Here is a 16040-nt window from a genome sequence, read left to right as displayed (position 1 = left end):
AGTGTTTTATCTGGCTAAAATGATTTTACATTTAATCATAGCTATTTTCAATACACATTTTGACTATTGTTAAGTTTAACCTACAATATCAACAAAACCTGCTATTCTAAAAGTGGCTTTAAAAACTTTACCGTTTCTTGGGCGATTAAGTTGTACCCGGTGCTATTCGGGTGCCTGTCTCCATACCACCCCTTATACTCCCCAAATATGGGATCAAGAGATATATCATTTACTTTTACTACATAGCCAGATGGTGTTTGCGGCCAACCCTCTCTATAATGTGTATATGGCTTGAGCCATTCATGATATTTTTGAGGTAAGCTATCAATATACATTTGCCTTACATTAAGACTGTTCTCTCCATTTTCATGAAGAAATTCATTGTAAGGTGTGTAAAGATCAAATAGGTCTAATTTTTCATCTTGAGCAATATTTTTAATAAGACTATTAACCTCTTTACAATCATCTTCAGACATAAAACGACAAATTGTAGATATAATAATTTTTGCTTTAGGGTGGTCATTTTTCAATCGTCCAATCAAAACTTTCATTTTTTCAGGAAATTCCGTCTGAAAATCTTTGTATTTGAACCAATCATTAATACCCATTCGAAGAAAGATAAAATCTACATATTTTACATGGGCAATTTTTTCTTTATACCAATCACTACCCAATAATCCTGCAGCAGTATCGCCACCCTTCCCCGTATTTATAACTTCTAATTCAGGCAGACCTTCAATTTGTGCAAGCTGCTCTATCATTTGTTCTAAATGAGGTCCTTCAGGCTTAACCTCACGAGGGGTATTACCTATTGTAGTACTGTCACCTATCAACAGTATTTTAATTTTTTTAGAAGGTGAATGCGTACTTTTAAAAGCAACAAAACCAAAATAGATCAAGGTTACTAATAAGATTTTGAATATGATTTTCATGTGCTTGTAATTGGTTATTACTTCATAAGATTTTGAATTTTAGAATCAAGTGCCTTGAACATTAACATATGCCCTTCTGCATTAGGATGAAGGTAGTCGGGCATTAGTTCTTTATTGACCTTTCCGTTTTTATCAATATATTCTGAACCGATATCTATATAATGTATTTTGGGATTTTTCTCAGGAAATGCAGAAATCAGTTGGTTGGTTGCTTTGTTCGTATTATTTCTAAGGTTAGCATTATAACCATATGGAAGTATGCCCATAAGTAAAATTTCAGTATCAGGTAGCTTACTATGTATTAGATCACATATCTTATAAATTCCATCTGCTAATTCTGTAGGAGTACTTATATTTAAATAATGGTTTCCGTCAGTATTATTGGTACCAATTAACACTATAGCAATTTTAGGGCTTATACCTTCTAATGCCCCATTTTCTAGTCGCCAAATAACATTCTCGGTACGATCACCACTAATACCCATATTCAAGGTTCGGTAACGATCAAGGTACTTTGCCTTAACCTCTTTTCTATCCTCTTCTTCCAAAGAATGGAAAATTGAATTTCCTACCAAAATTAGTTCAGGGTTTGTTTGCAGACGGTTAATAATAGTCTGGTGTCTCTCATTCCACCAATCCTCATTTTTCTGTGTTGATTGTGCTGCAGGGTTCTCCTTAACGGAACTAGATTTAATACCGGTGCATGACACATTCACCCACATGCATAGAACAAATATGATTTGACTACTCCTTATTTTTTTTATCATGATATATTAATTTGGTTTTGGACTGTATTTTATATTGATGAATGCACCTATAATTTTTTAGTATTTATAATGTAACCTTCTGTCTATAGCTGGGTCATCAAACACAAAATTAACAGGTAATTTATAACAACTTTTATTAGTGAAATTAACTAATCCGATGGGGTGTCTTCCTCCTTTTAAATAGTTTGATGTAGCAAGTCTTAAACTTGGTAGATTACCTGCAGGATCTAATATTGCAATTGAAAGAATATAGGTGCCTTTCGATATTTTAACTTTGAAATTTTCAGTAATAGTGTTTTTTACAGGTAATTTACTCCAAGCAGATCTACCCGTTTGATTCCATTTTGGATCAGGGTTAAAATCATTAGACCCAGTTGCCTTCCATTCAGGATTTGACCATCCTTCACCTGGCAACCAATTTCTTATATCAGCACTTGTCAGTGTTGATTTCCAAACGGGCTTATAATTTATGGTATCGAGCAATGCAACTTCAACTGGCCAGTCATAATAAAAAGGGGCAGAACCGATGTTGGTTATATCAAATGATAATTTTAATGAATCATTTAAAGTAAACCGCACTTCATTAAGCAAGTAGCGATATCCAAAAGCTTTTTGAATTTTTTCAGCTCCAACAATAGCTTTGTTGTTTTTTTTATCGTAATCTTCTATCCACCGCAATTGGGTACAATGCAGCCATCGGATTGAGTTAATCAAAAAATTTCGGTGCTTTTCAAATGCCACGCTTTCTGTTGGAGATGCTCCTGGTTGAATTTTAGAATCGCCCCAATCATAAGCAACTTCCCCTCCCACATAATTTTGCAGATAACGACCATTTTCATTCATTTTTTCTATACTATTTCCATGCCTCCACATTTGGTTGTAATGCGCCCAAGAATCCCAATAAACTCCGTACGGATTTTCAGTAAATCGTTCCCAATTCCTTCGTACAGAAACTTTTTTATTTTTAAAGGCCTTACTAAAAGCATGTCCTACAAGCTTTTCCATTTCTTTAGTCGGATAAGGGGAATGTTGTTCGCCCCACTTTCCAAAAACACCCATTTCAACGAAGGCCACACGAGGATCATTATCCCAACATTCTCCAAGCCTTTTAATCAAGCGAAGTACTCTCTCTTTAAACTGTTGACTTGAATAATCCATTTCTCGCATATCTGCTGGCCAATATTTCTTATTACCACTCCAATGCAAATAAACCCTTGGTATTACTTTTATATTTTTTTCTTCAATGCCGGACCATTTTTGATTGCACACATTTATAATTTTGTTTACTCCGTCAGATTTGTCATTTTCAATTTCATTCCAACGAATATAGGTCTGTGCGGTTGTTGCCCAAGGATGGTCAGTAATTCCTCTTGTTGTAAAACCTTTTAATGGATTACGAAGCGCTTGTTTGTATTCCGTTGGTTTTACTGTTAAATAATCATCCTTTTTAAGAAAGGAGCAAAACAAGATATAGCCAATTATGCTCGAAACAAGGATTAATTTTGTTGACTTCATTCCGTATTAATTTAATTTTATGCGTAATTAAAATAAAACACTAATCAAATTTCAAATACATTACAGTAGGTGAATTCTCCATAAGACTCTTCTGAACTACGCCATCACTATCACCATTTATTTCTAACGCAGTAAAAGAGCCTAAAATCAATTCAGGAAAATTATTATTGTCTAAATCTACCTTTTCCATTACCAGCCACCTACCGGTTGAAGCTTCTTGAAAAGTGTGAAGATCAAACCCCAAGGAATCACTAACACTTACATTTTCCATAAAAACAAACCCTTCTTCAGAATCGTTTTTTAGATCAGGAAAGAATGATGCCAATGCAATGTCCAAATCACCATCTCTATCAAAATCATGAGTTATGGCTTTGTACGCACCGTTTTGATGTTGAAAAAAAACTTCATTAAACTCATTTATTCCATCATTTAAAAATATCCGAAGACCATGATAAGGTTTTAGAATTACCGAATAATCGGCATTATCTCCATTTACATATAGGATATCTTCAAATCCGTCTTTATTCCAATCAACTATAGAAAATGAAACCGAACCATAGTACGACGGAAAACTTAAGAGTGTTTTCATCTTAAAATTAGTATCGTCTTGGTTATAATACACGTCAATTCTTTCTTTGCCTTGTGACATTAATACTACAATATCAAGCAGACCGTCTCGGTTAATATCTTTAACTATTACATCAGTTGCGCCAGGATCATTTGATAATATTTTTTTATCGTATTTACCATTTTTGTTTTTTATAAAAAGGCTTAATTTACCAGTATTATTGCCAAACTCGCAAACAATGATGTCTTCTCGGCCATCACCATTGATATCTGTAAAAGTCGTATGAACTGGCCTTTGCAAATTTCTTAAAATGGGAGTATAACCTTCATATTCATCGCCTTCAGAAAATTTGAAAATTTTAACAACGCTACCGTTCGGGTTATCAGAAGGTAAAACACTACCTATTAGTGTTGCGTATATAGTATCTTCTTTATAATCTAAATCTGAGATGGGAACAGGAAGCTTTAGCGTACTTAACATCTTTAAATTTTGATTTAATATATTTATTGTACTATAATTTGCTTTAGCATCTGCAACATAAATTTGGTTTAAATCTGAATTGTATTTTATTGACGTAACCATTGGTGGAGAAATGCGCAATTCAGTAGTACGAATACTCATTCCGCTAATCCCCCTGTTTATTTCTTTTTGGGGCATAATTAAAGAGTCTGGAGAGTTCTCAATGTAATAGTCAACTATTTTCTTCCACTCTTTTTCTGACAAAACTGGCTTTTGAGGAAATATGTTTTTTTCTATTATCAGCTCCCCTGCTCTTCCGCCTTCTATCAAGCTTAAACGAGGTGTGTCATGATAAATGCCCATGCGAAAACCCATTTCAGGAAGAACACCGTATTTCCAGGTATTTTTATCTAAAACCTTAGGGTCGGGATAGCTATGACAACTAGCGCAATAACTTTTCGAAAGTATTTCTCCCAAGAATTTAGATTCTGTCTCTTTACTAGAATTTAAAACGGCCTTATTTTTAGGTTTCCTATTACAGGAAATCAATAGGATAAGAAAGAAAAATACCTGAACTACTAATTTCATTGAATAATTATAAAAACCATATATTTTACTAATTCTTAATATTTAACAACACATTAGAAAGATTTCGAACCGGTATAAATTTCAAATACATAGATTTCGTTATTATTAATAAACCTCAAGTATTAATATCCTATAATACTTAGCCAAAATTTCACTTTGGACTTACTGTTCTAGCTTTAAAAAATCAGCCGCATTCTGATAATAAAATTTATTCAAAATTTTAACTGGAAGGCCCAATCCAATATTTTTTTGTCCACGTTCTACTATAGAATCTTTTGTCGCGACATAACCCCATAAGCGTAGAAAATCTGCATCGAGGTTTTGTTCTTCTAACTTAAGTTCTTCTGACGAAATTGATTGTTGAGATGTATAATTACCATAATCAGTACCAAACATGATCCGATCTTGGTATTTTTCAAAAAAGGCCTTCACCTTTTCAGAATCTTGACCTACCAAATCACCAAACCGTGCAGCGGCTTCAACATAAAAATTAGGAAATTTATCTAAACGTTCTGCCACCATACTAACATCATGGGACATGCTGCCCAGATGCGCACCTAAAATTTTTAACTCAGGATTATTTGCAATCCAATTATCACGAGCAGTAATAATAGTTTCATATGTTGGGATTTCTGGATGTTTATATGCATGGTACTCTGGAGCGTCATTATAATACGGATAATGTGGATTATTAGGGTCATCTAGTGGTCGCCATGCTTGTATTGGCTCTCCAATATGTGACATAACTGGAATGTTGCGTTCTTTTAAAAAATTCCAAATCGGTTTTAGTCGTTCATCATCAATTTGAATAAATTTTCCTGACGTGTCTTTAGTAACCATCCCAAAATTTTTCCAAACTTTCACCATTCGAGCTCCTTCCTTAATTTCAACCTTGAGGCGTTCAATTTGTTTTTCTGCAAAATCTAGTTCGTCTATACCATTACCTATCAATGAAGAGCACAGAAAAAACAAATCGGGTTGCGCTTTGGCATGAACTACATATTCATTCCAATTACGATTTACACCTACAGAATCAGCTATTGACACATCGACAAGTATGCCCTGCATATTCCATTTATTGAAAAGTGCTGGCAAATAGTCACGCTCATAATTATAATGTGCATGTATATCGATTTTTTTTACAGATTGTTGGTCAACCGAGAATTCTTCGGTTTCAGTAGATGATTTTTTTTCTGTTTTTGACTTACAGGATATAATAATAAAGCTCAAGAATAAAAGGAATAATAGATTTCGCTTAAAGTATATCATACAAATTGTTATTTAATGTTAATCAATTGTTGGATAAATAGGAATCTTAAATTATTATATAACTACCTCTTTAAAACTCCCGTAATAATATAAGTTTAAACATTTAGCTCAATTCACACCGAGAAAGAAGTTTTCTAATCAATTATTTTCCTGATGACACTCTGCCGGAAATTTTATGGATTTAATTTGGTAAAATATGGTAGTCTATCTAGGGCAGCTGAAACTTCAATCGTTTTACCTCCTTTGTAAACTTTACCATCATCGGCTCTCCATTTTCCTTTAGGCAATATAACCTTTCGCGACCGTGCACCTTGATCGATGACCGGGGCAACAATAATATCATTACCCAACACGAATTGATCTTTTATTTCTTCATAGTTATTTTTAGGAAAAGCAAAAGCCATTGGCTTTACAATAGGCTCACCAGTAATTGAAGCTTCTTTTGCTAACTTAAGAATGTAATCTCCCATTTTTGTATGCAGATTAGCAGCCTTTAAACAAATTTCATTGTTTTCCTCAGAGAGAACCCTCCATGGAGCAACAGAAAATTGCATCATAGGCATTAAAGCATGAACCTGAGCTGAACGGACAACCAACTCTTCATCAATAGTTGATGCATTTTGAAACGATAGAAATTGGCCACCACCAATCATGTCAGGGCAAGTATAAGCATACCCCATCAAACTTTGGGACATTTGATCAGGAATAAGCTTTCGAAGACTTTCCCATTTATGGTCCTTATCTCTTAATCGTTGAGCTAAAGGTAATCCGGCCATCTTCCACGATGCTCTATATTCATTTAAGGGATAATTCAGACCGAGTTTGGCAAAATACGTGGTGCCGGAATTAGGCAATCCCGGCTCATATGTTACGACATTTTTTGTATAGTATTCTGCATCTCCAGCATCAAACTTAAAACCATCAACTCCATATTCAGTCATTAGATGATCAAGTCTTTCCTTAAACCAATTCATTGCTTTAGGGTTGCTTAAATCCAGGCAAGCACTTGCACCGTTCCACCAGCGCACAATAGCTGCTTTATTCCTTGTATTAGACCATAATATATCTTGAGTCTCTTGTTGGTCTAATATTAACAAACCTTCTTGTGCCAAATGACGAAAAACTTCTGAATCAGGACTAACAAAAGGACATACCCACAGCATAACCTTAAAACCCATAGCATGTAATTTTTCAATCATTAATTTAGGATTTTTAAACCGGCGCGGAGAGAATTCCCAAACACCATAATTTTCTTGCCAATTATCATCTATCATTAACACACCAGGAGGATAACCACGATCAATAATTGCCTGTGCATACTCTAATATTGCTTCTTCATTTTGGTCATAAACTAATTCAATCCAAGTATTATACTGAGGATGAGTAAACATTAGCGGGTCAGGAATTTTTCCGTTTGACGGAAAGAAATTTTCTGCAGCAAATTTATACGCAGTTCTTATGTTATTACCCGCAGTTCCAGAATTAATACTGCCATTCCGCACTTCGACCGTTAACAATCCTTTATTAAATTCATATTTAATTGGTGATTCACTCCATATATAACGCCCCTTATTAGATAATAAAAGAGGTTGTGCCTGGTTTCCTCCATTATCGCCCCATAAATCAAAAGTGAGCTCTGAATTCTTATCATAGGGCATTTCATGCCCTAATGAACTCAAACCTGTCCACCAATACTCATTATTCAATATTTCTAACTCTATTTTCTTTGAACTTTGAGCAAAAACCCCTAAAGGCAACAGAAAGGTTAAAATGATAATAATTTCTCTCTTCATAAATTTAATTTTTATAACAATTCGAGCAAAATAAATTGACCCACAAAGTATGGGTCAATTCAAACAACAATTCAAACTAACTCGAACTTCTACACATTAAAGGATTGTTTTATTATTCTGATTATTTACCAATAAAACCGTATAATTCCTGAGTACTCCCATGAATAGCTTTCTGTTATTTAAATAAAGAAGCTTCCTTAAGATTGTTCACTCAAATAACCTGCGGCATTAACATTTCAATAAGAACATTAGCTAATGTAAGAGTTTGAAAATGTTCTAAAGGGTGCATTTTGTACCAAATAGGTACTAAAAATTGTTAGATTTAAGAAAATCAATCTATTTAAACGTTAATTCCTATTTCTTAAAGAAAAAAGAAGTAGAATAATTAAATTATCATTGAAAAAGATTATAAAAATGTATCTTCAAATAAGCATATTATATACTTTTTAATAAAGTATATTTTAATTAGCTACAGCATTTCGTTGCTGAATTTGATTTTCTTTTTAATTGTGCTCAAAACATGTTTAATGAAACTAAAGTGCTTTTTGATATTGTTTTTTCTAATATTCCATGTGTTAACTTTTTCACAGTCAAAACAATTCCGTCATATTACGACTGAAAACGGACTATCTCAAAGTGAAATATATTGTTTTTTGGAGGACTCTAGAGGCTTTATGTGGTTTGGAACTCTAGATGGACTTAATAGATCTGATGGATACAACATTACAGTATTTAATACTGAAAAAAACAACCCAAACTCCATATCAAACAACACAGTTAGGTCATTGGCTGAGGATTCACTAGGGAGAGTATGGATTGGAACAGATGATGGCTTAAGTGTTTATAGTCCAAAATCAGATAAAATTCAACAGATAGAACTAACTAGTTTCCAAAAAGAATTACTATCCATCAAAGCTATCCTAATAAATGAGAATCGTATACTTTTAGGGACATCATTAGGCTTCTTACGCGCAAATATAGAAAGTGTTAATTTATTTGATATCGGTGAAAATTTCACCCAAATTCAACTAAATGATAAAAATTTAAAAAATGTTGTGGCTTTAGAAGGAGCAGAAGATGGAACCGTATGGGTTGCAACAGAAAATAATATTCACCATTTAGTTTTTCAAGTGAATGCTACCAGTCCTATTCTAATAGATACTATAAATTTTACCGACTCTTTAGATGAGAAAGCAAAATATATTGGCGTAAGAAGTATTAAGGAAGATACTTTTGGAAATTTATGGGTTGCTTCACACAAGAAAGGTGTTTTTAGATATAACTCTTCAACCAAAATGTTAAGCCATTTCACCGAAAATAAATCTGATTCTAATTTTTGTTCAGATAAATGTTCTTCTGTTGTAATTGATAAAGTTGGGGATTTATGGATTGGGACACGAGATAAAGGAGTAATAGTTTTAGAGTCAGGCAATTTAAATGATGAAAATCCTCCATTTAAGAATATTCAAAATTCAAAATCTAACAGTAGAAGCCTAAACTCAAACCTTATTTATTCGTTATATGTTTCAAAAAATAACTTAGTATGGATTGGAACAGTGGGGTCTGGAGTAAATATTTATAATCCTCATCAAAAACAATTCAATTACTACTCCGCTAAAAATCAATCAACGGAAGATGTATCAGAGTCTAATTTTGTCAGAGCTCTTTATGCCGATATAAATGATAACATCTTTGTAGGAAAACATAATGACGGCCTTTATCTTCTTAATAGAAAAGAAAATATTTTTAGGAAAATAGGGTTTAAAACAGAATCGATTTACTACATAGGACCTGCAAATGATAATAATCTTTTTGTCTGTAGCGAGTTTGGTATTTACCTAGTTCAATACAGTAACAATGAACTTAAAATTCTAAGTAAATTTTATAACGATGCTGTTTTTAATATTAAACGTGTTGCTGAGAATATTTATTGGGTTGCCACTTTTAAGGGTTTGAAAAAGTGTAAAATACTAAATAACCAAATTATATTAGATAAGGAGTATAGTACTTCAACAACGCCTCGTATTTCTTTTAATAATTGTCGTGATTTATTTTTTGCGAAGAAAACAAATGAGCTATACGTTGGAACAGAAGGAGGAGGTTTAAATATTTTAAAATTAGATAAGAACTCTAACGCTATAAATATTTCTATCTACAAAAAAGGTACTTCCTCAAATTCGTTAAGTAATAATTATATACGATCTATAATTAAGGATAAACAAGATAATATGTGGATTGGAACCTATGAGGGATTAAATAAAATCCAACGTGATTCCAATTCTGGAAAATTATCATTTAAAGTCTTTAACAAAAAAGATGGTTTGCCAAATAATATGATCCAGTCTATAGTTGAAGATAATGATAGTAATTTATGGATAGGAACTAATCAAGGTCTAAGCAAATTTAATCCTACAACTGAAAAATACTACAACTATTTTATAAGCGATGGAATTCAAAGTAACGAATTCTCTGAACATACCGTATTTAAAAAATCAGATGGTGAAATTATTATAGGAGGCATAAACGGTATTAACACCTTTTATCCAAACAATATATATTCAGATAAAATTCAAGCCGAAACCGAAATAACAGACTTTTTCCTTTTTAACAAGAAAGTGAAAATTGGTAACGAGGTTACTAAAAATAACGTACTAATAGAAAATATTACTCTAACCGATTCCATTTTTCTTGCTCCCAATCAAAATAATTTTGGTTTTGGGTTTTCTGCTATGCTATTTTCAAACCCCGATAAAATCAAATATGCTTACACACTGGAAGGGTTTGATGAGAATTGGCAATATACTAATGCCCTAAATAGAAGAGCAACATACACAAACCTTCCCTTCGGAAAATATACCTTCAAAGTTAAATCTACGAACTATGATGGCATTTGGGAAGAGACCCCTAGGAGCGTTTATGTTCACATAAGAACACCTTTTTTCAAAACACCTCTAGCTTACATTCTTTATGTTTTAATCTTTGGAATAATTGTTTTTTATCTCACTAAATATTCAGTAATCCGCTACACCACCAAGAAGGAAATTTTACTTGAAAATGAACTTAATAAAAAATTACACGAAGTTGACCAATTAAGAGCACGCTTTTTTGTTAACGTTTCTCACGATCTTAGAACACCTCTAACACTAATAAGTAGTCCTTTAGAAATTATACTAGAGAGTACTGATTTAAAACCAGATTTAAAAAATCAATTAAACAGGATAAAGCTTAATGTAAAAAAACTAAAACATATAATTGATCAATTATTAGATGTTAGAAGAGCTGATGCCGGCAAATTGTCTCCAATATTAAAATACAATAATATTATAGATCTAATAAAAGAGGAAGTCAAGTATTTTGAAACAGAACTGAGTCGAAAACAAATAGATTTGAATATATCTAGTTCCGAGGCTATTATTAATACTAGCTATGATAATGATATGATTTCAAAGGTCATATTTAATATAATTTCGAATGCTGTCAAATATACAAACGAAGGTGAAATTAATATTTATATAGAAAGAGTAACTAACAACTTGCCACAGGAATTACAAGCTAAGTCAGTTATGGAATTTGTAAAAATTGATATTCAAGATTCAGGAATAGGTATTTTTGAAAGTGATATCAATAAGGTATTCGATAGGTTTTATCAAGCAAATATTGTTGATTCCGGAGGGTATGGTATTGGTCTTTCTCTTTGTAAGGATTTAATTGAAGCACATTCTGGGGCAATTAAAGTTACTAGTAAAAAAGATTATGGAACAACCGTTAGCATATTTATTCCCAATATTAAAATGCAATCACCTAACACTGATGAAATATATATTATTGAAGACATAAAAAACAAAAAAAATATTGAATACACTAATGATAATCAAGAGCAATCTTTTAGTAAGAAAGAGCATAAAGTACTTTTAGTTGAAGACAATACTGATATGAGGATTTTTATAAAAGATGAACTTAAAAACAAATATCAAGTCTTTGAAGCTGAGGACGGTCAGGAGGGTATAAAAATGGCTAAAAAATATTCACCTGATTTAATTGTTAGTGACATTATGATGCCTAATATGGATGGTATTGAGTTTTGCAAATTTATTAAGTCTAACATTGAAACAAGCCATATTCCGGTAATTCTATTAACAGCTAAAGTTGATGTTCAAACTAAATATAATGGTATTGAAATGGGTGCGGACGATTACATCTCTAAGCCATTTGATATGCAATACTTATTAATTAGGATAAAAAACATAATAACCACCCGAGTACAATTACGAAAACTGTTTCAACTGGATAATACACTCGAACCGTCTGCAATTACATTTACATCACTGGACGAAAAATTCATGTCATCATTAATAAAAGCACTTGAAGAAGGGATTTCAGACTCTAGCTTTTCCATTAATTCTCTTGAGTCTCAATTAGGAATGAGTCATACAAATTTTTATAGAAAAGTTAAAAGATTAACTGGCCAGTCATGTAAGGATATATTGCTAACTATGCGAATGAAAAGAGCTAAGCAAATCTTAATTGATAATAAAGGGGTACGAGTTTCAGAAGTAGCCTTTATGGTAGGATTCTCAAACCCAAAATATTTTAGCAAAAGCTTTAAGGAGTTTCATGGTCAACTCCCTACAACTATTAAAAATTAATTGGGTAATTTAATCATTATAAGAAGAGACAATGGTGGGCTCCAACCCTACACCAAATGAGTATTTCTTAACTTGAACGATTTTTTTGAGCATCAAGTAATATATATTAAGTTTATCTTAAGAAATCCGTATAATATTCGCATCGTTTAACTTAGATGCATTATTATGAATTTAAGTAGCTGTTATTTTAGAAACAACAACAATCACGTCTAAAACGTCCGTTTTTATTAGATTTAGACAATAATTACCCCTTATAAGGACAATAAATACACCATTTTAACTGTGCTCTTTTTTATTTTTGGTTAACAAATAATTAACATCATTATTATTAACCAATTCCAATTAAAGATGTACATGCTAAAAAATAAAATAACTAGAAGCAGACAAGTTAAAAATCATATTAAAGCATGTTTCACAATCTTGTGCATATGTTTAGTATCCTTTAATACTGTGGCTCAAACAAAAAAAATAACAGGTTTAGTTGTTGATAATGAATCCAATATTCCGATTCCTGGTGTTAATATAATTGAAAAGGGTACTACTAATGGTACTCTAACTGATTTTGATGGTCAGTTCTCAATAGATGTTTCTGATGGAAACAATATTCTAGTTATATCTTACCTTGGTTATGCCTCTCAAGAAATAGGCATCAACAATCAATCAAATTTATCAGTGGCACTAGAAGTGTCCGCCTCGGAATTAAGTGAAGTTGTTGTTATCGGTTACGGAACCCAGAAAAAAACTGATTTAACAGGTGCTATATCTACAATATCATCCAAAACAATTACCGAGTTACCTGTTGCCAATGTAGAACAAGCTTTGCAAGGAAGAATGACTGGTGTAACAGTAATACAAAATGCTTCTCCAGGTGGCACTCCCACAGTGAGAATTAGAGGTATCGGTACAATTGGTGATAATTCACCGCTATATGTGGTGGATGGGGTTCAAACAAGTTCTTTGCAGGGTATAAATCCAAATGATTTAGAATCCATTAGTGTACTTAAAGATGCTTCCGCATCTGCAATCTACGGTTCTCGAGCAGCAAATGGCGTTGTAATAGTAACAACAAAAAGAGGTGGTAAAAACAGAAAAACTGAATTTACTTTCTCTACATATACAGGTATGCGTAATGCTTCAAACAAATTAGATGTATTGGATGCAGGTCAGTACATAGATGTAATAAATGAATCTCGAAACAACGCTAATGCACAAAGAACTGCTGCTGGGGAAGAGTCACTTGACCCCGACGCTAGACTAACAGACCCTAATTACAGAATATCTAGAACGGACTGGCAAGATGAAATATTTACAACGGGTATAGTCCAAGATTACCAATTTGGTGTTACTGGAGGAAATGAAACTACTAATTATGCTGTGTCTGCTAGTATGCGCGATGAGAGCGGAATTATAATAACTACCAACAATAAAAGGTATACATTTAGATCTAGTATTGACCATAAGTTGAATAATAAAATAAATTTTGGCTCTACTATAAGTTTATCACACGAAAAGACTGATGGGGTTATTTTAAATGATTTATGGAACGGTGTTCTTATTAATGCACTTAACCTACCAGAAAATTATACAGTTAAAGATGCAGATGGGGAATTCGTGGCTCCACCAACAGATAATACTGGCAGTATCTTTGGAAATGCTAATAACCCCGTAGGACAGGCTACGAGATTAGATAATCCAGTTTATAGATTCAGGTTATTGGGAAACGTTTATGGCGAATACGACATAATTAATGGTTTAAAACTTAAGTCGCAATTATCCATAGATTACACTACTACTGAAACAAAAACGTACAATGAGAAATTTCCCGAAGGACAAAGACCGATTACTGTATCTTCATTAAGCAGAAGTTATAACAAAAATTTCTTCTATTCGTGGGAAAACACATTGTTATATACAAAAAGCTTAGGCAATCATGATTTAACCTTATTAGGTGGTACTTCAGCACAAGAATTTCAAAATGATGGATTTGGTGCTAGTAGAGAGGAATTCGCTGATGGCGACCCTGAAAGCTTAAGATATCTAAACTTTGGCTCACCATTATCTATGTCTAATTACGGAGCATCTGGAGGGTTTACACTACTCTCTTATTTCGGAAGACTTACCTATAGCTATAAGGACAAATACTTATTAAATGCAACAGTGAGACGAGATGGTTCTTCTAGGTTCACAGAAGACAAAAGATGGGGTACATTTCCTTCTATTTCATTAGGATGGAAACTATCAGAAGAAAACTTTTTAAAAGAATCACCCTGGATATCTAATCTTAAATTACGTGGAAGTTGGGGCGAAGTTGGTAACCAATCTGTAAATAACTACTACCCTTATGTTACACAGGTTTCCTCAGGGCAAAGTTATAATTATGCATTCGGCGGAAATTTAGTCTCTGGAGTTGCACCATCAGTGTATGGAAATGAAGATTTAAGCTGGGAGACAACAGTAATGTCAAACATAGGATTAGATTTTAGTATTTTAAAAAACAAAATAGAATTCACAGCCGAATATTTTAACAATGATACAAAGGACATGCTTCTCCAAGTACCGTTACCACAAATAATCGGACAGGCCAGCGTTCCAAATGTTAATGCAGGATCTGTAAACAACAAAGGTCTAGAACTAGGTATCACTTATCGTAATACCGCTGGTAAACTTACCTATTCTATTTCAGCAAATGCAAGTAAAATTGAAAATGAAGTTACTAGTTTATCAACTGTTGATGAGATTATTGTAGCTAACGACCTGAGAGGTTCTGAATCATTATCTAGAGCTTTAGTAGGATATCCTATTGGGTCTTTCTTTGGGTATGCAACCGATGGTATTTTTCAAACACAAGCAGAGATTGACGCGAGCCCTGTCCAAGAAGTAAGAACAGCTCCTGGTGATATTAAGTATAAAGATTTAAGTGGGCCAGAAGGTGTACCTGATGGAATAATTACAGCAGATGATAGAATCATTTTAGGTGATGCATTTCCTGATTTAACATATTCTTTTAACTTTTCTGGTCAATATGAAGACTTCGATTTATCAATTTTCTTACAAGGTGTTTCCAATGTAGATGTATTTAATGGAATTGACTATTTAATACTAGATAGCCAAGGTGGAAATAAATCTACAGAAATACTAAATAGCTGGACTCCTTCTAATACAAATACGGATATACCGCGACTAACTTGGGATGACCCAAACAATAATAATAGAGTTTCAGATAGATATATAAAGGATGCATCTTACTTGAGAATTAAAAATGTTCAATTAGGATATAATTTTTCAGGAAATATTCTAGAATCATTACGTTTAAAAAGATTAAGGATATATACTTCTATAGAAAATTTACTTACACTAACTAATTATAACGGTTATGATCCTGAAGTCGGAACAAATACAGGTCAAGAGAATGGATATGGCACTGATTTATCAAACGGAATAGACCAAGGAAGATATCCTCAACCTAGAACTTTCTTACTCGGTCTTAATATTACTTTTTAATA

General features: G+C 32.9%; 8 protein-coding genes. 2 read left to right on the top strand and 6 right to left on the bottom strand.

The genetic code is table 11. The features are described from left to right. Positions 1 to 101: 101 nt before the first annotated feature. From KO521_RS03445 to KO521_RS03420, 6 genes are all read right to left on the bottom strand, one after another. On the bottom strand, positions 102 to 932 hold the full coding sequence (locus tag KO521_RS03445) for an SGNH/GDSL hydrolase family protein (protein ID WP_215938489.1): 831 nt from the start codon (positions 930 to 932) through the stop codon (positions 102 to 104). Positions 933 to 949: 17 nt separating this feature from the next. Then, positions 950 to 1699, bottom strand: a complete 750-nt coding sequence (locus KO521_RS03440; RefSeq protein ID WP_215938488.1) for a GDSL-type esterase/lipase family protein — start codon at positions 1697 to 1699, stop codon at positions 950 to 952. Between the two features lie 57 nt (positions 1700 to 1756). Next, complete coding sequence (locus KO521_RS03435) at positions 1757 to 3214, bottom strand: DUF4832 domain-containing protein (protein ID WP_215938487.1); 1458 nt, start codon at positions 3212 to 3214, stop codon at positions 1757 to 1759. A 40-nt stretch (positions 3215 to 3254) separates the two neighbouring features. Further along, entirely contained in the window at positions 3255 to 4829 is a 1575-nt protein-coding gene (locus tag KO521_RS03430; protein WP_215938486.1) for an FG-GAP repeat domain-containing protein, read from the bottom strand. 162 nt (positions 4830 to 4991) lie between these two features. Then, positions 4992 to 6059 (bottom strand): amidohydrolase family protein, encoded by a 1068-nt coding sequence (locus KO521_RS03425; RefSeq protein ID WP_252729836.1) that lies wholly within the window; start codon positions 6057 to 6059, stop codon positions 4992 to 4994. 212 nt (positions 6060 to 6271) lie between these two features. Then, positions 6272 to 7891, bottom strand: coding sequence for a glycoside hydrolase family 31 protein (locus KO521_RS03420; protein ID WP_215938484.1), 1620 nt, complete (start codon positions 7889 to 7891; stop codon positions 6272 to 6274). A gap of 527 nt (positions 7892 to 8418) precedes the next feature. Between KO521_RS03420 and KO521_RS03415 the strand changes: the two genes are divergently transcribed. Then, a complete protein-coding gene (locus KO521_RS03415; RefSeq protein ID WP_215938483.1) occupies positions 8419 to 12537 on the top strand; it encodes a hybrid sensor histidine kinase/response regulator transcription factor in 4119 nt (1372 codons plus the stop codon). A gap of 450 nt (positions 12538 to 12987) precedes the next feature. Next, positions 12988 to 16038 (top strand): SusC/RagA family TonB-linked outer membrane protein, encoded by a 3051-nt coding sequence (locus KO521_RS03410; protein ID WP_215938482.1) that lies wholly within the window; start codon positions 12988 to 12990, stop codon positions 16036 to 16038. Positions 16039 to 16040: the final 2 nt, after the last annotated feature.

The organism is Zobellia uliginosa, assembly GCF_018860745.1.
GTDB lineage: Bacteria > Bacteroidota > Bacteroidia > Flavobacteriales > Flavobacteriaceae > Zobellia > Zobellia uliginosa_B.
The sequence above is the reverse complement of the archived record's forward strand: the minus strand, read 5'-3'. Positions and strand labels throughout refer to the sequence as shown.